Consider the following 20,170-nt stretch of genomic DNA (forward strand, 5'->3'; position numbering starts at 1 on the left):
CAATCTACTAGGAACGGTATCATATCACATAAATCTGAATTTGGGTAAAAATTTTATCTCCGCTTCCAGATTTCTGTAAAATTTGATGCAATTGAGCCAAATTATCAGTTCTATACTCTGGACCTACCTTAACTATGCCCTCTCCCCAACCTCGGAAACGATTTGCTCAACATTGGCTACGCAGTCCTGCGACCCTTAACCATATCCTAGAAGCGGCTGATCTATCTCTGGCCGATCGCATCTTGGAAATTGGACCAGGAACAGGTATATTAACAGAACGCTTACTTCCCAAAGCCAGCTCAGTAGTAGCCATCGAAATTGACCGCGATCTTTGTGTTCAACTAGCCAAAAAATTTGGCAAAATCGATAACTTCCTATTGCTACAAGGAGATATCCTCAGCTTCGACCTAAATGCACACCTGAGCGCATTTCCCCAATTCCAACACCCCAATAAGGTAGTCGCCAATATTCCCTATAATATTACCGGACCAATCATCGAAGGCTTACTGGGAACTATTGCTAAACCCGCCCTTAAACCCTTTGATGCGATCGTGCTACTGGTACAGAAAGAAGTAGGCGATCGCCTTTGTGCTAAACCCAGCTCCAAAGCCTTTGGAGCCCTATCAGTCAGAGTCCAATATTTAGCCGAATGTGACTGGATCTGTCATGTCCCCGCCAAAGCCTTTTATCCGCCCCCTAAAGTCGATTCAGCCGTAGTCCGCCTGCGTCCTCGTCCCATAGCATCCCCCGCCCAAAACCCCCAACTTCTTGAGACCCTAGTTAAATTAGGATTTTCTACCCGTCGGAAAATGTTACGCAATAACCTCAAAAGCCAGGTAGAACCCCAAATATTAAACCAACTCCTCGAAACATTAGACATCAACCCCCAAGTCCGCGCAGAAGACCTCAGCCTACAACAATGGGTTCAACTCAGTAATTTGCTATTAGCCCCCCAATAATCAATGATAAACTTGCTTTGTGTTACCTTACACTACTACTAATGCGTTCTGTCACCCTAATTGCTCCCGCCAAGATTAATTTGTATTTAGAAATTATCGGATCGCGCCCCGATGGTTTCCACGAACTCGCTATGGTCCTGCAAACTATCAGTTTAAGCGATCGCATTACCATTAACCCTATTGGTATAGATGCCATTACCATTCGCTCCAACGACCCCAGCCTCCCCAACGACCATAGTAACCTCGCCTATCGCGCAGCAGCCTTGATGGTTAAACAATTCCCCGATATGATGGCGCGTTATGGCGGTATCGAAATCGAAATTAACAAACGAATACCCGTAGCCGCCGGACTAGCCGGCGGTTCAAGCAATGCGGCGGCGGTGTTGGTCGGTTTAGATTTAATCTGGGACCTCGGTTTAACCCAAGATGAACTACAAACCCTAGGCGCTGAAATTGGTTCTGATGTTCCCTTCTGTATCAGTGGCGGAACAGCCCTAGCTACCGGACGGGGAGAGGTACTATCACCCTTGCTGAATTTAGATAACTTATATGTGGTTCTCGCTAAGTTCCGTAATATCGCCATATCCACCCCTTGGGCTTATCAAACCTACCGCCAGCAGTTCAGCAGTTCATACATTTCTGAAGCCGATGATCTGAAAAGTCGTCAGCAGCGGGTGCATTCAGGACCTATGGTAGCAGCCATTATGAAACGTGATGGGGCGAAAATTGGTCAGTTGTTGCACAATGATTTAGAGAAAGTCGCTTTACCTGAATATCCCCAAGTTGCAGACCTGCGAGATGCCTTTATCACCCAAGGAGTTTTAGGCGCGATGATGTCTGGTTCCGGTCCCACCGTATTCGCTTTAGTCGAGAGTCAGGCGGAAGCTGACCGGGTTTCCGATGCTGTCCAAAATCAAATTGCTAATCAGAATTTATTATTGTGGACTACTAAATTTATCTCCACAGGTATTCATTTGGCTGCATCTTAAACTTGCCGATTTTTTTGAGAGTTCATCAATCAATTATGTCTAATATGCCTGAAAAATCATCAATTTCTACTTCTAATTCCGGTGATAATTCTCCCCGTGATTCATCCCCCGATTTATCATCAGTCAACCCCTTTCAGGTGCTGATGGGAGGATTATTAGCTGGAGGTTTTGCCATCGCCATGTATTCCTTAACAGCAGCGATCGCTCAAACTTTTGCCAACCAAAACATCTATTCCGATAATCAAACCGCCCTGCAACTTTCCATAGCCATCCGCACCTTAGTAATTGGTGGTGCTGCCTTAGTTACCGGAGTCTTTACCATTGCCTCTTTGGGTTTATTAGCCCTAACCGTCCAAGTCTTATTTGTCCGATTAACTCACAAAAATTCCGCCTCCCAAAAATAGCGAACAGTGGAGACAGGACAACCTTTGTCTCCACCTATTTCGCCTTAATTATACCTTACACAAACGCAGCCCGACCCGCGAACTTAGCAGCCTTTCCTAAGTCCCGTTCAATGCGTAGCAGTTGGTTAAATTTAGCCGTCCGTTCACCGCGACAACCCGAACCAGTTTTGATTTTACCTGTGGAAGTTGCCACCACCAAATCCGAGATAGTAGTATCTTCCGTTTCACCTGAACGGTGGGAAACAAAGCACTTGTAATTATGTTTTTTCGCCAACTCAATTGTATCTAAAGTTTCCGTTAAAGTACCAATTTGGTTAACCTTAATCAGAATTGAATTAGCAACTCCGGCTTGAATACCCTCCGCTAAAATAGCCGGGTTGGTACAGAATAAATCATCCCCCACCAGTTCAACCTTATCGCCAATGGAATTAGTTAGCACCTTCCAACCATCCCAGTCATTTTCTCCCATACCATCTTCTATGGAAATAATCGGGTATTGATTAGCCCAACTTTTCCACAATTCCGCCATTTCTTCAGGAGTCTTAGTAGATTGATCTGATTTGAAAAACAGATATTTACCATCTTTCCACAATTCCGAAGTGGCTGGGTCGAGACAGATGGAAATATCCTCCCCTGGCTTATATCCCGCCGCCGTAATCGCCTCTAAAATACACTCAACCGCCTCATCATTAGATTTTAAGTTAGGCGCAAATCCACCCTCATCGCCAATTCCCGTGCTTAATCCTTTCTTTTGCAACAGCGATTTAAGACTGTGGAAAGTTTCTACACCCATACGGATAGATTCCGCAAAATTGGGGGCATTATGGGGAGCAATCATAAACTCTTGAAAATCAACAGTATTGTCCGCGTGAACCCCACCGTTAATTACATTCATGCAAGGAACGGGCAATATACAAGCGTTGCTGCCTCCTAAATACCTATATAGAGGAATTCCTAAGTAATTAGCAGCCGCGCGCGCTACGGCTAAGGAAACTGCTAGAATTGCATTAGCCCCCATTTGGGATTTGTTGGGTGTGCCGTCCAGTTCAATCATGGTTAAATCAATTAACCGCTGTTGGGTGACATCCATACCCACTAAAGCCGGGGCTATACGATTATTGACATTTTCAACAGCTTTGAGAACCCCTTTGCCGCCATAGCGTTTCGGGTCTCCATCTCGCAATTCTGCCGCTTCTTTTTCTCCCGTTGAAGCCCCAGAGGGAACTAAGGCACTCCCACGGGTTCCGTCCTCTAAAATTACTTCCGCTTCTACGGTGGGGTTACCACGAGAATCAAGAATTTCGCCAGCAATAATTTCGTCAATGTACATGAATTTCTCCTTAATGGATTAAGATTGGTTAATGAGGTAGTTTAACCTCGTTGGTTAGTGGTTTGCCTTCCTCAAATTCACTAATATTCGCCATGGTGGTTTCGGCAATGGCAGTTAAGGCATTTTGGGTAAAAAATGCCTGATGACCTGTAATCACAACATTCTGGAAAGATTGGAGTAGTTGAAATGTATCATCTTGGATAATTTCATCAGACCAATCTTCAAAGAAAAATGCTTCCTCTTGTTCATACACATCAATTCCTAGGTAGCCAATTATCCCGGATTTTATCCCTTCAATGACAGAAACTGTATCAACCAGAGGCCCGCGACTGGTGTTGATTAACATGACCCCTCGCTTCATTTGAGCGATCGCATTTTGGTTAATAATGTGATGGGTTTCTGGTAATAAGGGACAGTGCAGAGAGATAATATCTGACTGTGAAAACAGTTCCGGCAAATCTACATAACGGGCATCTCCTAACTTGATAAAATCATCGTTAGGGTAGGCATCATAACCCAAAAGATGACAGCCAAAACCGTGCATAATTTGCGCGAAAATCATCCCAATTTTTCCCGTGCCAATCACGCCCACGGTACTACCATGTAAGTCAAAACCTAGTAAACCATTGAGGGTAAAGTTATCTTCCCGGACTCGGTTATAGGCTTTGTGCAGTTTCCGGTTTAATGTAAGGATTAAACCCACGGTATGTTCAGCTGTTGCATAGGGTGAATAAGCCGGAACCCTAACTACAGAAATACCTAATTCTTCTGCTGTTTTCAGGTCAACATTATTAAATCCAGCACAGCGCAGGGCTATTAATTTAGTGCCATTGGCTGCTAAGGTTTTTAGGGTGGTGGCATCTACTTCATCATTCACAAAAACGCAAACAACCGGAAAACCAGCGGCTAAGGAGGCGGTTTTCGCCCTTAACCTGGTTTCAAAGTAAACTAACTCATGGGGACTTCCTCCTTGGGCATTCGCCGCATCAAAGAATTTAGTATCGTAGGGCTGGCTACCAAAAACAGCAACTCTCATGGTCAATTATCAACCTCTTCAACTTGTCCCTACTAGCTTACCAGGCGATCGCCTTAACTTGGTTGCTTGCTTGACCGTATTATATGGGATAGGTCAAGGCATTGAACTTAAAAAAAGATTAAGAAAATGTCTATTGATCATAAATTTTGTAGGCAAATCTTGATAGTATTAGTGATGATTTTGCAGTCCGATCTTATTTCGGACAGTAATTAATACTAAAGCCGCCAAGATACAGCCTATAGCATAATAAAGAAAGTCCCACCAATCAAAGGTAGTTCCTAATAGGAGTTTGCCGATAATATGCGATCGCATCATAGCTAAAATTGGCGGATTCCACAATTGCAGAAATTCCAAAATTGAGGTAACAAGAAATACCCCCACCCCTACGGATATCGGGGAAAGATGCGGCCAGATTAATACCACTAACCACACCCAAAACATCTCATAAAATATCGAGGATACGGAATCGTTAATCCACCCATCAAATGGCCCGCTATAAAATTTACTAAACCAGCCAATGGGAATCACAATCATTAAACACATCAAGATTATTAAGCGATAGCGTTTCATGATTATTTAACTTCTAAATTTTCGGTTTCCACAGTAAAAGCAGAGTTGCTGCCATCCTCAATAGATAAAGATTGAATCTGGGATGCAATTACCTCTATTTGTACCTCGCTAAGATTGACAGTAGCATCAAGTTCATCAATAATATCCTGAGCATTTTCGGTCATATATCTAATCTGTTCCAGGATTTCTTCTTTATAGGCTTCTAGGTTTTGGCAACAGGCTTTAACCTGTTGTGCTTGTCGGAAAAACCAGACCAAAATTGTGATTGATATGGTACTAGGAATTAACACAGCTATCAATATCCATGTATTCAAAAAAGGATTTAACCGTTTCCTGGTATGGTTAACTTCTTTCTGGATTAAAGAGCGTTGATTCGCCGAATAACGGTTAATAAAAGAGGGATTTTGCGCCCCGATTTTTGTCGGGTTTAGCTCCGGAATTGCTGACGGTATAGCTGCGGATGATACCCCCGAAAAACCCATCAATAATAGCCATCCTGCCACCATATAGAGATAGGTTTTATTCAAATTTATCATGGTATGTAACCCTCCCAATACCTAAATTTAATTATTTAGTGTTCAGCAATTTTTGAAATTTTTGTTCCTGACAAATGCCCGCAAAATCAGGTTCTTGTTGAGCAAACTTTTGCACGGCATCTGGGTTAATCCGCAGGGCTCGTTGAAGGTTTTCGATCGCCAATTCTCGATTCCCCGTGAGGGCATAGCAACGAGCCTTATTGTACCAGATTTTATAAAAATTAGGACGAATTTTAGCAGCCTGATTATAAGAAGCGATCGCCTCATCATACTGTTCCAAATTCATCAAGGCTTGACCGCGATTATTCCAAGCATCTAAATAATCGGGTTTTAAAGCAATCGCCCGGTCATAGGAAAAAATCGCCGCTTGGTAATAATTAAGTTTCCCTAAAGCCACCCCACGATTACTCCAAGCATCAGGATAGTCTGTGCGAATTTGGATAGCTTTTTCATAGGATGCGATCGCCTCTTGATAGCGCTTGAGTTTGGTTAACACAACCCCTCGATTATTCCAAACCTCAGCCAAATTTGGCTCCAGTTTTAACGCCTGATTATAGGCGGCAACTGCCGATTCCAATTGATTTGACAAAAATAACTTTTCTGCCTGTTTAGCCAGCTCATGAGCCTCAGCTATGATGCGATCGCGACTAGGTGTTTCCGGTTCTTTTTCCTTAGCACTATTAACTAAATCCTCAGAACTGTCGGAAGTCTCAAGACTCTCGGAAGTCTCAGAACTCTCGGAAGTCTCAGAATTAGAATCATCAGATACCCCAGAGGAATTGTTAGCGATCGCCTTTTCGGGAGTCTCCAATACTTCCGCCACTAGGGAATCCTCAGTCTCCGACTCCGGGACTTGAATCATAGTTTGCACCTTGAGACTCTCAATAGCTTCATCAGCCTTAGTAGTATTTTGTTCCAATTGATAGAGAGTATTGCGAGCCTCATTAATACTCTCCTGAATTTGACCAATAGCATCAGCTTTGAGACTCTCAATTTCTTGCTGTACAATAAATACTTGATCCGTCAACTTAGCCAGCAAAAACCAGACTCCCACCCCCGCAATAGTTGGCAACAAAAATAAGAACACTAGCACTAAATTCAATAAAGCCAGAGTCCGACGAAAAGAACTATCTACCTCAGTTTGAACGCGATCGCGCAATTCCGAGTCCGACCCAGTGACCGCCTGAGCTACAATAGTCGAACCCGACCTAGACCCGTCTCCCTGTAGAGGTTCCACAAAAATTGTAGTGGTTCCCAAAGATAGTAAAATCGGAATTAGAGCTAAACTAGCTTGTTGTGGTGCGATAGGATGCTTGATAGTTCCCCCCGCGAGGGAGAAAATGGGGACTTGTCGAGAACTCCGCGTCATAAGCTACTAAGCCAATACTGGGTTAAAATGCTGAAATCTTATCATGTGTTGTGTCGAGGTTCAGGAGACTGTCCAAATGTCTGATTGGATCGAAATTGGTAAAATTGTAGCTGCTCAGGGTTTAGATGGCCAGATGCGGGTATATCCGAATTCCGACTTTCCCGAAAGATTTATCGAACCCGGAACCCGCTGGCTACAAAAACCCGGACAAAATGAACCATCACCCGTAGAACTTCTGGGGGGAAGGTTTATTCCCGGAAAAGGACTCTATGCTATTGAAATGGTAGGGGTCGAAACCCGGGAAGAAGCCGAAGCCTTGCGGGATAGTCGTCTATTCATTCAAGAGGGCGATCGCCCCTATTTAGAGGATAATGAGTTTTATGTATTAGACCTGATTGGGTTAGAAGTCTTTAATCAAGACACCCAAGACATAATCGGTACAGTAATTGATGTCATCCCCGCCGGAAATGACTTGTTAGAGGTACAGTTAAATTTTACCCCCACCTCAGAAGACCTCGCCGCCGATACTCAACGCCAAGCTAAACTACAGAACATTCCCAAAAACAAACGACGCAAGCGCCATTTCCAAACCAAAGCCAACCAGCCCAAAACCTTATTAATTCCCTTTGTTAAGGAGATCGTCCCCGTTGTAGATTTACAGAATCGCCGTTTGGAAATCACCCCTCCCCAAGGCTTAATCGAATCCCAAACATAGCCCCCCTCCAATACTATCTGGGAATACCGGGGACAAAACAAGCCTGGTCTCCATGGCTATGGGCAATTTATTAATTATCAATTGTGCGTTTCCGACGCTTCCCTTTATTGTCAATATAGCGCTGTACTTCTTCGCGAGATGTAACCCAAGCATCAATAGTATTATCCCAGGTGAATTCTATGTAATGTCGCTTCCTAATAGTCTGTACCCGCTGAAACGAAACATTAAGAATGCGGGCTACATCAGCCTGTCGCAGACCATTACTGGGCTGTGATAAATTAGCCTTAACAGTTTTGATATCCTTGATAGCATCCAAAGAACTTAATTTATTTTGCATCAAATTAATCGAGATTGCCGAAGGTTGAGAATGTCCATTTTCCCAGCGGTTAATAGTTTGTGGGGATACTCCGAGAAATTGCGCCAGTTCAGCTTGGGACAACTCCAAATCTTCCCGGAGTTGACGCAGCAGTTGCGGGATATCCTGTAAATTTGTTTCTGATAGCAACATGGGTTTAATCATCATAAGAGGTGTGGGATGGAGCAATTTTGCCGTAGTCAGGCTGACAGGGAACTAATGGGCAGCCCTTATATTTAGGTTAAGATAAATTCCCACAAACACCAACAGTAATTTCTCGGACATTTCTCGCATTTTTAACACCAATCACTGCTAAGATGTCCGTAAAAATACGGAGATTTTGATTGCCAAAAGCGATCGCATTCATGAAAACACCCCTCAGCGTCCCATCTGACAACGCCCCCAGGCCTGTGAAAATTACCATCAATCCCCAAAATGGCAATTAATTTGGGCATTTTCGAGCAATACTTCAACCTTGCTTTAAAATGAGTTCTGGACTTGCAGACTGACTATATTGAAAAAATTATGCCTGTTCTTCGCTATTTGATGGCTGTGGGAGTGAGTGGAACAATTGTGTTGTTCAATGTTGGGCAGGGAGAAGCAGTGCCTTCGCCTGTTGAGTCCCAGGATAGATCATCTGACCATCCCCTAACTCAAGAATCAACTCTCAAGCACAAACCAACCAAATTTGTAGCCTCACAACTTGAACCAACCCCCATTACTGACCATAAACCTAACGACACCAGCCTTGTAGCTGGTCAAATTGACACACCAACTCCAGAATTGTCTTTAAATCACACAATGGGAGAAGCCTTGAGTGGCGGTGGGTTCATGGAAACCCCCCCGAACCTGGTCAAACATCAGGCCAAATCTCCTAACCATGATGCGATCGCCTTAGAATCAGTAGACTTACCCGGAAAATATCAGGCCAAGTCTCCTAACCATGACGCGATCGCTCCCTCAACTGATGTAAACTTCTCCACAGAGGTATCTTCCGACAGCCCCTCACAAGAAGTGGCTATCAGTGACAATTCTCATACTCAATCGGCGATCGAAAATAATCCCACACCACCAGTACAACTGTCCCAAGTAGAGACACCAGAAATTCAAATCCCCGACTTGACACCCCCTACCGAGCCATACCCCCAAAGGTATCCAGATGGAACCTTACGCACCGAACCACCTTCAATAGTTTTACCCAGCACTAACCCCCTGTATTTTCCTACCCAACCTGGGGAAGTAGAAATCGAAGAAACCGTTCCCATTACCCTAGAACAAGCATTTGATTTGGTGCGGCGCAACAGCCCAGAAATCCAAGTTCTACAACTCCAGCTTGATCAAAATCTGGCGGGGTTGCGAGTTGCTCAATCAGAACTGTTCCCTTCCCTATCATTCACCTCCAGCTTGACCCGTTCGGAAACAGCAGGAGCCACCATATCCACCCGCGCCCAAAATCGTCGGATTCGCAATCAACGTCGCCAAGCCGCCGCCAGAGGCGAAGTTGACACAACCCCCTTTCAAATCCCCTTTGGCTCTACCAGCTTTGATAACTCCCTGCAAATTCAATATGATTTTGGCTTAAATGGAGCTAGAGGCGCACGAATTAGAGAAGCCGAACAGCAACTGCGAGCCGCAGAGTTAGAACTAGAACGGGTGATTGAGGAAAGTTATCTTAACGTCGCCCAAACCTACTACAACCTACAAGCAGCCGATGCGGAAGTCGAAATTCAGCGCGCCGCAGTTCGCAACGCTCAAAAAAGTTTGGAGGATGCAGAAGCCCTCGAACGCGCTGGGGTGGGTACCCGCTTTGAGGTTTTACAGGCTCGTGTTACCCTCGCCAGCACCCAGCAGGATTTGACTAACGCCATTAGCAGCCAGAGAACATCTCGGCGCAATCTCGCTAGCCTATTAAATGTCAGTCAAAATGTCAATTTAGTGGCAGCAGACCCGATATCCTTGGCGGGAACTTGGGAATTTACCCTCAATGAAACTATCATCCTCGCCTATCGGAATCGCCCCGAATTGGAAACACAGTTAGTTAACCGTAATTTAGCTGAAGAAAGACGCAGACAGGCCTTATCTGCCACTCGACCTAATTTAACTGGTTCCGCTAGTTATAACGTTCTTGGACAGCTTTCTGATGACGCTAATCGCTTTGCGGCTCAGGGTTGGGCTGATGGTTATAATGTTCAATTGCAGTTGCGTTGGAATTTCTTTGATGGGGGTGCCGCTAGGTCTAGGGCTAGACAACAGGAGCTGGGTATAGCGATCGCTGAAGAACGCTTTTCCCAAACCCGCAACCAAATCCGCCGAGAAATTGAGGAAGCCTTCTTTAACCTACAAGCTAGTTTTGAGAACATTGGAGTTGCTAACCTAGGCGTTGAGGAGGCTACAGAAGCTCTCCGATTGGCTAGACTCCGTTTCCAAGCTGGTGTCGGTACTCAAACTGATGTCATTAACCAAGAAACTAGCCTCACTCGCGCCCAAAACCAGTTGCTCAGAGCAATTATTGGTTATAACCGCGCTCTGGCTCAATTGAGGCGATTTGTTAGCAATCTCCCCGATAATATCCTTCAAGATCAACCTTAACTGCAATTCACTTGTCCAAGGATGTCGGTTTCCCCAAAAACAGATTATACAGATTATTTGGTAGACACTTTGGGAAACTTCCTTTCCTCAAAGCCTTGTCTGATCACAACAAAATCTCTGTCAACCTAACCTTCCTAGATTCAAAAATTCATCATGGCTAACATCAATTTTGTCAACGAAAACCGCGAAGTTATTGCCGCTGATGGCGCAAATCTCCGACTCAAAGCGATGGAAAATCAGATTGATTTGTATACCTTAAAGGGAAAACTCCTCAACTGTGGCGGCTACGGTCAATGTGGTACTTGTATTGTGGAAGTGGTTGAGGGTATGGAAAATCTCTCCCCTAAAACTCCGGTGGAAGAACGAATGCTCAAGAAAAAACCTGATACCTACCGCTTGGCTTGTCAAACTACTGTTAATGGCCCGGTAAGTGTTAGAACTAAACCTAAATAGATCCGTTTAAACTTACCGGGACTCTATTCCCTAAATTGGGCGATCGCTATTTGATTTCGTTTTCTATGAATGTTTTCTTAATGGCGATCGCTACTCTGTACTACTAAAACCGAACAGGGGGCGCGATGAACCACAAAGTTGCTCACACTTCCCAGCAACGCCTCAATTACCCCCTCGTATCCCCTGCGTCCTACCACGATTAGATCCGCATTCCAGTCCTTTGCTATTTGACAAATGCACCGCCCCGCATCCCCCATTTTCCAATTCCAGTCAGCAGTGATATTCTCGTCCGTAGCACGACGAGTACAAGCTGTTAGCCAACTGCGGATCTGGTCCAGTTCACTCTCTAGCCGATCCTGCATGATTCGCGAGTAACGAGCAATATTAGTCGCGTGAAGATCGCTAAAACCATAGGGGTCCGGTTCGCTAACCTCCAGGCGGTGAAAAATCATTAGTTCCGCTGAGTTTTTTTGCGCTAGTTCCATCGCTTGCTCTAAAACCAATTCGCTATGATTCGATCTATCTAGCGCCACTAAAATCCTGTGATATCCCATGATTTAACTCCCTTTGATACCCTACTTCTCAAGGGTGAGCGCTCAAGGGTTATGGCTCATCGTTTCCCTCCTTCATCTTCCTGAAGCAATTTAACAGGAATCTCGCACCCGACTCGGTTACTCATCATCTATAGATTTCTGAAACTAAGTCTTGGGGAAAAAACTAGACGGGTACACCCTATAACAACCCTACAGAGGCAGGAAAAATAACCGATTTTAAATTCACTTTCGTATCCATGATAACATTTTTTTCTTCCCAAACGTTGTACTTATCAAAAAAAACGAACAGTTGACCACCAGCTATTAACTGATTTTATGGTGGGGGTTTTACCAATCCTGATCAGGCGATCGCTCTTGAAACTGCTTAGGAAGGCGTAAGCGAGGAAATCGATAGAAGGTATTACCATCTTGGTCAAACTCAGGAATAGCAGCAAATACCCCGGCTTGTCGGTCTAAATATTCTTGAGCGACATCAGCACTAACCCGCGCCAAAGCCGCCAACTGAATTAAAGAAATTTCACCATCTTGGGATTCAATTAATTGATAAAAAGCATTATCAAGCTGGCGTTGTTCATCGCGTTTAGAATTGATATTAACCAGGAACAATCCCACGAGAACACCCAAAGCCGCCACAGATAGTAATTCTAAAATAGCCATAATAGCTGGCACAAATAATAATGATGAAAGAGTCAAATCATCGATGAGAGGGGGTAGTGGCAATTAATAAATTGCCACTGGGGAGCCTTTTTAAGGCTACTTCTTAGGTTGAACCAAATTTTCTAAGCCTTGAATGACTTTAGCAGATGCGATCGCATCACCCTGGGTCAAATTCTCCAAGACTTCCTTACCTTCGGTCACATATCCAAACACAGAATAACGACCATCAAGCAAATTAAGTCCCGCCGGGGTCAGTTCCGGTTCAAACAAAAAGAAGAAAAACTGAGAAGATCCGCCATCAGGGTTACTTTCAGGACGAGCCATAGCCACAGTTCCATAAGCAGAAAACGGCAAAACTGGCTGATCACGATAACGACCCGCCGCCTCTAGGGTAATCCCATAAGTAGGTTCATCATCCCCACGCACCAAAATTTCCAGGGGAACAGCCCTATATTCGCCTGTGTCGGGGTCAATAAATCCTTCCTCCGGACCGGGAGGATCTCCGACTTGCAAAACATAGGACTCTTCCGAGCGGATAAACTCCAACCCATCATAAAACCCACGTTGCACCAAATCCACAAAATTACCGGCCGTTACCGGAGCGCTATAACCATCGACCACCAGGGTAATATCTCCCTCAGAAGTAGTCATCTTCACGGTAGCACGGCCTTTGAGTTGGGGAATATTGGCATATTCTGCGGGGACTTCAAAAGGAAATTCCCCAACCATCATTTCCTCAAGCTGAGTCACCTGAGACAACATCTGGGCACGGGTTTCTAGGAGTGTTTCACCGTCTTTAATGTCCAAAGCCGATCGCAGAACCTCAATTTCTGCCCTGAGTTCCTCAATAATAGCCTTAGCCTCAGTTTGGCGATCGTCTGGGATACTAGCCAAAATATCCCCTTCATTGATAGATAAAATCCTAGCAGCAGTGGTAATATCCCCTTTAATAGGACTCCAGCGCTTACCCCTAATGCGACCAGCAATCTCTTCGAGGCTACTCTGAAATTTGCGGATCGGCTCATTGTCAATCGGGAGAGCATAGCGTAGGAGTGCCTTACCATCAGTAATAGCATTACCAGCAGGTAAGACACTTTCCCGTTTTGGCGTGCTGCTGCCGCCATCCCACCAAGCGGCGCTCAGACCAACGGAAAGAACACACAGCAATAGGGCAATCAGGCCAGTTTTCAGCCAGCGTTTACAGGTATTCATTATGGACTCGGACAAATTCAGCATAAATTATTATTTTTTTCCCTAACCCATCTTGCCATATTCCGGCGCAGTTCTGGGAAACTATAGCAGCGAACAGATAACAGACCCAATCCGGTGTGCTATAACTCGCCCAAATCGGAGTCAAAATAGATAATAGAGTTTTGGTTAATCTATGAGCCTATGAATACTCAGGCAAGATTGAGTTTAAACCTGGTGCAACTAGAGACATGGGTTGAAGCGGCTAAGTCTCGCAGCGATCAAGGCAGTTTACCGACCTATATTCCTCAGTTAGCTATGGTATCTCCAAAGGCATTCGCAGTTCAAGTTTTAGATTGCCAGGGGAACTGTTATTTATTGGGCAATGCTGATCTGAGATTTTCCCTAATGAGTGTGGTTAAGCCGTTTCTGCTGTTGTATATGTTGGTAGAGTTGGGGGCCGATCGCATATTTGCACAGGTGGGAATGGAACCCTCTGATTATCCCTTCAATTCTCTGGAACAATTGCAAGCTGACGGCGGCTGGCCCCGTAATCCGATGATTAATAGTGGCGCGATCGCTTTATCGGCGTTGCTTCCTGGTCCTGATGGACAAACACGATGCCAAGTGTTATCTGATTGGTTAAATCACTGGGGCGGCTGTTCTCTGCAATTGGATTATGATACCCTCAATTCTGTGCGTTCCGCCCCCAATTCTCGTAATGATGCCATCACCACCGAATTATATCACCGGGGGACTATTTCTGATGCGATCGCTGCCATTGACGCTTACAATCATATTTGTTGTTTATCTGCCACAGTCGAAGATCTAGCTAAATTGGGGATGTTATTATTGCAGCCTCCTCAACCGAGTTGGATAGAACCCTGTAGACAGGTGAAAGCATTGATGATGACCTGTGGCTTATATGAAGCCTCTAGTCGATTTGCGGTACAGGTGGGAGTCCCTACTAAGTCGGGAGTCAGTGGGGTGATGCTATCGGTGATTCCCGGTTGGGGGGCGATCGCTTGTTATAGTCCTCCCCTTGATGATACCGGAAATTCAGTAGCGGGTTTATTTTTGATTCAGGAAATAGTGCGATCGCTTAATCTGAGCATTTTTAACTGATCATTAATAGCGGTGCGTCAGCTTAATCGTTTCCTGGGTAAGTTATTATATGTGAAGTACCCCACCCTACTATATAGCTAATTTTGCCATTCTCCCTGAATAGTAAAACCCGCCCAATAATAGGGAGAATGCCATTGAGAGTTTTGCCAGATTTCAATTTGTGCTTGACGGAGTGCGGCGGCGGGAGATAGACCATTGTCGATCATATAACGATAAAATAACACCATTAATTCCGCTGTAGCTTGGTCATCTACACTCCATAAACTCACCACCACACGCGCCGCCCCAGCATACATAAATCCCCTCGTCAGTCCTACCAAACCTTCCCCCCTAACCTGTTGTCCTAAACCAGTTTCGCAGGCGCTTAACACTACTAAGTCAGCCGGTAAAGTTAGGTTAAAAATATCATGAAGTCTCACAAAACCATTGACGGGCTGACCTTCAGAATTAACCAAGGAAAGCACCAATCCAGACAGTTCAGGATTTTGGCTGTTCAGTATCCCATGAGTAGCATAATGAATAATTCTATACTGACTCATTTTGTCACTGGTAGCCACCTCGCGGGTAGCCCCAAAACCATATTCTTTACTAAAAGATTCTGCCGGAAATAAAGATACAATTTGTTCCGCTTCCGTCTGTGTAAAAGGTAGGCGGTCAAATAATATACCAGACTCTCGCGCTGACTGTTCTAAATCAGGAGGCAAAGAAGTTGAATTAATCTCATTAGTATGATTTAATCTTTCGTCATTAATCCCAAATACCGGATCTGCTAAAATTGCTAAGTATCTTTCTGCCGGCTTTCGACCTAACATTTCATTTCTCAAAACCGCCAAAGCCGAAGCAGAAGGGAGGGTGACTAATTCTCTGGTAATAATTAAAGGGCGATATTCTTCATCACTTGATTGATAAGCAAGAGCCACGAAAGGGACAAAATTTAATACCCCATCAGGGACAATTAAAACTCTGTTTTTGTCCTCATAATTAGACAAGGGTTCTAGGAGAATTTGACCTAAGTTTTTGGCGGCATTTTCTGCCAAAGTCCGCCGGATTCTGAGATTCCCAAAAATGAAACTATCTCGAAATCTCTTAGTCTCAGCTTCTAAGACTTCTCTACCTGGGAGTTCATAACTACTAATAGAGTTGTAAGTAACCGCCCAGAGAAAACTCCGTTTTTCACCAATAGAATAAGTTAATAATAAACTATCTTGGTCGATAACCCTTTCTTGAATCTCAGCCAAATTTAAAGGTTCTGGTTGAGTCAGGGCTGCATAGCGGGGACTGGTAGCGCGAATTTGACCTAAAATACTGCGGTATTTAATTAATAGCTGTTCTAATTCCTGATCAATAGCCGTTTTTTGAGAGTCTGTATGCTGTTGACTGAGGAGTTGAATGCGACGCTCTTCTACAGCGGCTAATTGTTGCTGAATTTGTTGTTTTTCCGCTAATATTTGCGGGTCGATACCTCCTTGTACTTCCCCGGACATTTCGGCTAGTAAATCTAAAAGCGATCGCGCTTTTGCTCGTTCACTAACTGCTAAGGCTAAACCATCATATCCTTGTCCCGGATTTTGTTGATCCAACTCCATTAACAAGTCAATATAAAACTCATAATATTCTTGTTTGGATGCAAAAAATGAGGTTCTTAAATCTTGACTAACCACATTAGTTCGCAAATCTTCTATAATCTCAATGGCGGCTTGAATAGCACTCAGAGAATCATCTTGATTACCTAACCCCCTATGGGCGATCGCTATCCGATATAAAGATAAGGCTTCCCTAGGGCGATCGCCAATTTCTTGGCGCACAACTAAAGCCTGCTGATAAAATTCTAAAGCCCGGTCAAACTCTCCCAGTGCCGCATAAACCACACCGATATTATTTAAAGTGCTTCCCAGTCCGCCACGGTTGCCAATTTCCTCCCATAAAGGTAACGCTTGCTGATAAGACTGTTGTGCAGCATTCCAGTTTTCCAACCTGGTATAGGTAAAGCCAATATTATTAAGAGTAGTAGCCTCTCCCCGACGATCGCCAATTTCTTGATATCGTCCTAAAGCCTGTTGAAAACTTTGTAAAGCCTGCTCAAAATCATCCTGAGACTCATGATATAACCCGATATTATTCAGGGTACTAGCTTCCCCGTGAGCATGATCTAACTCTTGCCACAAACTAAGCGATCGCTTATAATAATCTAAACTGAGTTCAAAATTCCCCAAAGCATCATAAAGCAAACCCAAATTATTTAGACTACTAGCCAATCCCACCCTATTATTAGCCCGCTCGTGTAATTCTAACGCTTGGGTGTAAACTTCCAGGGCTTCTTGAAACTTCCCTAAAGGTTCATAGACCGCCCCCAAATTATTCAAAGCGTAGGCTTTCCCCCGCAGATCTCCCCCTTGACCATAAAAAATAATCGCCTGTTGATAGACTTCAACTGCTTTTTGATAATCCCCTAACTCATAATGAATTTTGCCAATTTGGTTGAGGCTATAGGCAGCATCCAAAATGCGATCGCTACTCTCATAATAACTCAAAGCCTGCTGATAAGCCTCTAAACTAGCTCGCAAGTCCCCCAAACTCTTATAAACTAATCCCAAACCCAGGAAAGTCTCAGCCGCCTGGGACCCTAAACCCACTTGTTGATACAATAGTAAGGCTTGGTTAAGCTGAACTAGGGCCTGTTGTAGAGATTCTGGAGACCCCTCTTGTACTAATTTCACCCCCGCAGCAAAAGCCGTCTCAGCCTCTGTCAGACGTGGATCTGGGGTAGTAACCTCCTCAGCTATGGCAACTAAAATCGGAGTAAATCCGACTAAAGCCAAAGAGACCACAGCAACTAAGGGGATAACCCGCCGGGTAAATTGCGTAAACTGAAGCGACACCATAGATTTAATTAGGAAAATGGTAACAACAGGGACCAGTTGGCTAAAGCCCAACCGTGACAACTTTTTTAAGTATGCCTTCTTTCTTATACCGGGAATGACGGCGATCGCCATTACAATGGTGGAATTAGGTATATTAGGCGCTATTAAACCCGCCATAGCCAATACCTCCCCATTATCCCAGGTTAACCGGACCGCCACCCGCAGTTTGATGGTAGAGGAACTCCAGGGAAGAGTTACCATTAATGGTAACCCCGCCAGATTGGGCGATCGCTTAGGGGTGGGAGACGTGATCACAACCGGAAGGCGTGCGATCGCTATTTTACGAGTAGATAGCAATATCGGTGTTTTAGAATTAGCAGAAAACACCACCCTGGAAATTAGAAGCCTATCAGGACAACCAGGACTCGACCCTAACCAAGAAACAGTTGTTTTTATTTCCAAAGGTCGGGTTAGGTCTTCCATCGCCCGTTTTGTTAGCGCCCCATTCCGTAATTCTACCGCTTCTCAACCTCCCCAGGAAATCGCCGCCTTAAACTGGGAAGGAATATTTAGCCAAGACTCCCAAAACTCCGAAGAGTCTGTGGAAGCCTCCCCTTTTCGAGTAGAAACCCCTGTAACTGTCGCCGGAGTTAGGGGAACTTCCTTTGGGGTCGATGTTGGACCAGATGGTAAAACGGGTATTAGCACCGTTGAAGGTATTGTCGGAACTTCCGCAGAGGGTGAAGAAACCCAAGTTAACAGACAAAAATTTTCCGTAGTTAACCTTAACCTACCCCCCACTGTTCCTGATCTAACTCCACCTTTGTCTGCTTTACAAGTGTTTCAGGTAACGCGACTTAGCCCTAGGAGAGCTAGAATTGTAGGACAAGTAGATCCCATGGATATAGTTTATATTGATAATCGGGCGATCGTCACGGATTCCGAAGGTAAATTCGATTTAATCGCCCAACTCCCCCCGTCTCGCCGTTTCCGAATTGTGGTCAGAGGTCCTTCCGTCCGAGAAAGAGAATATTCTGTACCTGTTCCCTAAAATCCCCGTTAACATTTAACCCAGATAGACTCTAGAGACAGGGTGAGTCCTTGTGTGCTAAATACTGCCCGTAAAGCCTAATTAACCTACCCTGTCGCCGAAAAGCGATCGCCCAGTCCCTCAGCTTTTGGTCAACTTTAACTGTCCGGGTTCCACAAATTTCTCCAGAAATTGTGAACTAAATTCAAACCATCCACGTCAATAGAGACAAATCAATTAATTTAGCTCCGAGGATAATGTAAACTATGTTCCACCAAAAACTCTACCGTTCTGCTACATCCATCTTCCTCACCCTCGGTTTAACTACTGGACTAGCAGCCCCCCTATTGCTACATCAAACCGTAGCCCGCGCTCAACAATTACCTGGTTCTCTACAACGGGAAAGAATTTCCGCCGGAACAACTATTCCCGTAGAATACCCAGGAGCTGAGAGAATCGTTCTCACCCCCACAGAAACGACCGCTCTGACTATGGTAGTCGCCCGAGATATCCGCACTAACCAAGGACGGGTTTGGATACCCGCAGGAGCCGAAATTGTTGGGGAATTGCGACCCGCTTCTGGTGGTTCCCAGTTTGTGGCTAATGAGGTGATTGTCAGCAATAATCGCCGATATCGTCTTGATGCTAATTCTAATGTTGTCACCCGCACGGAAACCGTCCGTCGTGGACCTTCTGCTGGTAATATCCTTAAAGGTGCTGCTGTGGGTGCGGCGGCGGCGGCGGCTTTGGCGGGGGTACTCGGAGATAAAGCGATCGCCACTGAGGAAGTCCTGGGCGGCGCGGGACTAGGGGCTCTGGCGGGAGTCTTCATTGGTCGCGGTCACGTGGATGTAGTTGTCATTCACCCAGAACAAGATCTGACCCTGACAATGCGTTCAGATGTACTCTTCCGCTAAAATAACCCAGAATAGTCAAAAAACCCGGTTTCTCAACCTCACCCACCCACAACCTCAGAAACCGGGTGGCTAGGACTATCCTGCATCCTCACCCAAATCTTGCCAAGAAACCTGGTTTCTCATAGAAATGGGTCAGGGGTAGTCACAGACGCAGCAATGGTATTAGAGGCTAAATTGGCTTGTAGATTTGGCTGGCGGAAAACTCTATCGAGCATCTTTAACCATCCTTCACAACTAGGGTCGCTAGATTTGGGAATAAAGTTCATGGGATGGCCTCCCGTGGTGCGATCGCCATTTCACCGGGTGCGATCGCCCTGAAGTGTCGCTCAAAGACGACAACGAGCCACTGGCTCTCGCCCATGAAAGTTGGCGGGTTGGAGTTCTGGAGCTAGTGGTGGGGGGTTTGGGTGGGAATGGCTGGCAAGAGTTCGTTAAGTTTCAGGTCTAGCTCCTGGGGTGCTGTATCTACTATTTTGCCTTCTGGAAACCCCACGGAGCGATCGCCGAGCATCAGGTTCAGGCTTTAAGTAAAT

General features: G+C 45.0%; 22 protein-coding genes. 9 read left to right on the forward strand and 13 right to left on the reverse strand.

Annotated features, from left to right (window positions below; translation table 11 throughout):
• The first annotated feature begins 134 nt into the window (after positions 1-134).
• The 3 genes from rsmA to N39L_RS11375 are packed head-to-tail and all read left to right on the forward strand — an operon-like array spanning position 135 to position 2,352.
• Positions 135-959: a 16S rRNA (adenine(1518)-N(6)/adenine(1519)-N(6))-dimethyltransferase RsmA gene (rsmA, locus tag N39L_RS11365; protein WP_014275266.1), complete on the forward strand. Its 825-nt coding sequence runs from the start codon at positions 135-137 to the stop codon at positions 957-959.
• A gap of 41 nt (positions 960-1,000) precedes the next feature.
• Positions 1,001-1,948, forward strand: coding sequence for a 4-(cytidine 5'-diphospho)-2-C-methyl-D-erythritol kinase (ispE, locus tag N39L_RS11370; protein WP_006620143.1), 948 nt, complete (start codon positions 1,001-1,003; stop codon positions 1,946-1,948).
• Positions 1,949-1,983: 35 nt separating this feature from the next.
• Positions 1,984-2,352 carry a DUF3082 domain-containing protein gene (locus N39L_RS11375; RefSeq protein ID WP_006620144.1) on the forward strand — a complete coding sequence of 123 codons (369 nt, stop codon included), beginning with the start codon at positions 1,984-1,986 and terminating at the stop codon, positions 2,350-2,352.
• A 55-nt stretch (positions 2,353-2,407) separates the two neighbouring features.
• On the opposite strand, the gene eno is transcribed toward N39L_RS11375, so the two are convergent.
• From eno to N39L_RS11400, 5 genes are all read right to left on the reverse strand, one after another.
• Positions 2,408-3,682, reverse strand: coding sequence for a phosphopyruvate hydratase (gene eno, locus N39L_RS11380; RefSeq protein WP_006620145.1), 1,275 nt, complete (start codon positions 3,680-3,682; stop codon positions 2,408-2,410).
• 28 nt (positions 3,683-3,710) lie between these two features.
• Positions 3,711-4,718 carry a 2-hydroxyacid dehydrogenase gene (locus N39L_RS11385; protein ID WP_006620146.1) on the reverse strand — a complete coding sequence of 336 codons (1,008 nt, stop codon included), beginning with the start codon at positions 4,716-4,718 and terminating at the stop codon, positions 3,711-3,713.
• Between the two features lie 168 nt (positions 4,719-4,886).
• On the reverse strand, positions 4,887-5,288 hold the full coding sequence (locus N39L_RS11390) for a ribosomal maturation YjgA family protein (RefSeq protein ID WP_006620147.1): 402 nt from the start codon (positions 5,286-5,288) through the stop codon (positions 4,887-4,889).
• Between the two features lie 2 nt (positions 5,289-5,290).
• The gene (locus tag N39L_RS11395) at positions 5,291-5,824 is read right to left on the reverse strand and encodes a hypothetical protein (RefSeq protein WP_006620148.1); all 534 of its coding nucleotides are present in this window, start codon (positions 5,822-5,824) and stop codon (positions 5,291-5,293) included.
• A 31-nt stretch (positions 5,825-5,855) separates the two neighbouring features.
• The gene (locus N39L_RS11400) at positions 5,856-7,193 is read right to left on the reverse strand and encodes a tetratricopeptide repeat protein (RefSeq protein WP_014275269.1); all 1,338 of its coding nucleotides are present in this window, start codon (positions 7,191-7,193) and stop codon (positions 5,856-5,858) included.
• A gap of 76 nt (positions 7,194-7,269) precedes the next feature.
• Between N39L_RS11400 and rimM the strand changes: the two genes are divergently transcribed.
• The gene (gene rimM, locus N39L_RS11405; RefSeq protein ID WP_006620150.1) at positions 7,270-7,908 is read left to right on the forward strand and encodes a ribosome maturation factor RimM; all 639 of its coding nucleotides are present in this window, start codon (positions 7,270-7,272) and stop codon (positions 7,906-7,908) included.
• A gap of 70 nt (positions 7,909-7,978) precedes the next feature.
• Here the strand turns inward: rimM and N39L_RS11410 are convergent, their stop codons facing one another.
• Positions 7,979-8,428 (reverse strand): helix-turn-helix domain-containing protein, encoded by a 450-nt coding sequence (locus tag N39L_RS11410; protein WP_434221620.1) that lies wholly within the window; start codon positions 8,426-8,428, stop codon positions 7,979-7,981.
• Positions 8,429-8,504: 76 nt separating this feature from the next.
• A complete protein-coding gene (locus tag N39L_RS11415) occupies positions 8,505-8,687 on the reverse strand; it encodes a hypothetical protein (protein ID WP_006620152.1) in 183 nt (60 codons plus the stop codon).
• 101 nt (positions 8,688-8,788) lie between these two features.
• On the opposite strand from N39L_RS11415, the gene N39L_RS11420 reads away from it, so the two are divergent.
• Both N39L_RS11420 and N39L_RS11425 read left to right on the forward strand, forming a co-directional pair.
• Positions 8,789-10,852: a TolC family protein gene (locus tag N39L_RS11420; protein WP_014275270.1), complete on the forward strand. Its 2,064-nt coding sequence runs from the start codon at positions 8,789-8,791 to the stop codon at positions 10,850-10,852.
• Positions 10,853-11,005: 153 nt separating this feature from the next.
• On the forward strand, positions 11,006-11,305 hold the full coding sequence (locus tag N39L_RS11425) for a 2Fe-2S iron-sulfur cluster-binding protein (RefSeq protein WP_006620154.1): 300 nt from the start codon (positions 11,006-11,008) through the stop codon (positions 11,303-11,305).
• A gap of 77 nt (positions 11,306-11,382) precedes the next feature.
• Here the strand turns inward: N39L_RS11425 and N39L_RS11430 are convergent, their stop codons facing one another.
• The 3 genes from N39L_RS11430 to N39L_RS11440 all read right to left on the reverse strand — a co-directional run bounded on the left by N39L_RS11430 (position 11,383) and on the right by N39L_RS11440 (position 13,752).
• A complete protein-coding gene (locus tag N39L_RS11430) occupies positions 11,383-11,859 on the reverse strand; it encodes a universal stress protein (protein ID WP_006620155.1) in 477 nt (158 codons plus the stop codon).
• 327 nt (positions 11,860-12,186) lie between these two features.
• Positions 12,187-12,579, reverse strand: coding sequence for a hypothetical protein (locus tag N39L_RS11435; RefSeq protein WP_006620156.1), 393 nt, complete (start codon positions 12,577-12,579; stop codon positions 12,187-12,189).
• 33 nt (positions 12,580-12,612) lie between these two features.
• Positions 12,613-13,752, reverse strand: coding sequence for a peptidylprolyl isomerase (locus N39L_RS11440; protein ID WP_006620157.1), 1,140 nt, complete (start codon positions 13,750-13,752; stop codon positions 12,613-12,615).
• Between the two features lie 156 nt (positions 13,753-13,908).
• On the opposite strand from N39L_RS11440, the gene N39L_RS11445 reads away from it, so the two are divergent.
• Complete coding sequence (locus tag N39L_RS11445) at positions 13,909-14,829, forward strand: glutaminase (RefSeq protein WP_014275272.1); 921 nt, start codon at positions 13,909-13,911, stop codon at positions 14,827-14,829.
• A gap of 77 nt (positions 14,830-14,906) precedes the next feature.
• Here the strand turns inward: N39L_RS11445 and N39L_RS11450 are convergent, their stop codons facing one another.
• Entirely contained in the window at positions 14,907-17,711 is a 2,805-nt protein-coding gene (locus tag N39L_RS11450) for a CHAT domain-containing tetratricopeptide repeat protein (protein ID WP_043468998.1), read from the reverse strand.
• Positions 17,712-17,727: 16 nt separating this feature from the next.
• Between N39L_RS11450 and N39L_RS11455 the strand changes: the two genes are divergently transcribed.
• A complete protein-coding gene (locus N39L_RS11455) occupies positions 17,728-18,741 on the forward strand; it encodes a FecR family protein (protein WP_231852154.1) in 1,014 nt (337 codons plus the stop codon).
• A gap of 245 nt (positions 18,742-18,986) precedes the next feature.
• Positions 18,987-19,637, forward strand: coding sequence for a hypothetical protein (locus N39L_RS11460; RefSeq protein ID WP_006620161.1), 651 nt, complete (start codon positions 18,987-18,989; stop codon positions 19,635-19,637).
• A 119-nt stretch (positions 19,638-19,756) separates the two neighbouring features.
• Here the strand turns inward: N39L_RS11460 and N39L_RS11465 are convergent, their stop codons facing one another.
• Both N39L_RS11465 and N39L_RS11470 read right to left on the reverse strand, forming a co-directional pair.
• Positions 19,757-19,903: a hypothetical protein gene (locus tag N39L_RS11465; RefSeq protein WP_157888691.1), complete on the reverse strand. Its 147-nt coding sequence runs from the start codon at positions 19,901-19,903 to the stop codon at positions 19,757-19,759.
• Between the two features lie 122 nt (positions 19,904-20,025).
• Positions 20,026-20,148 carry a hypothetical protein gene (locus N39L_RS11470; RefSeq protein WP_286131385.1) on the reverse strand — a complete coding sequence of 41 codons (123 nt, stop codon included), beginning with the start codon at positions 20,146-20,148 and terminating at the stop codon, positions 20,026-20,028.
• Positions 20,149-20,170 lie beyond the last annotated feature (22 nt).

It is taken from the genome of Limnospira platensis NIES-39 (assembly GCF_026000695.1).
In the GTDB taxonomy this organism is placed as follows: domain Bacteria; phylum Cyanobacteriota; class Cyanobacteriia; order Cyanobacteriales; family Microcoleaceae; genus Limnospira; species Limnospira platensis.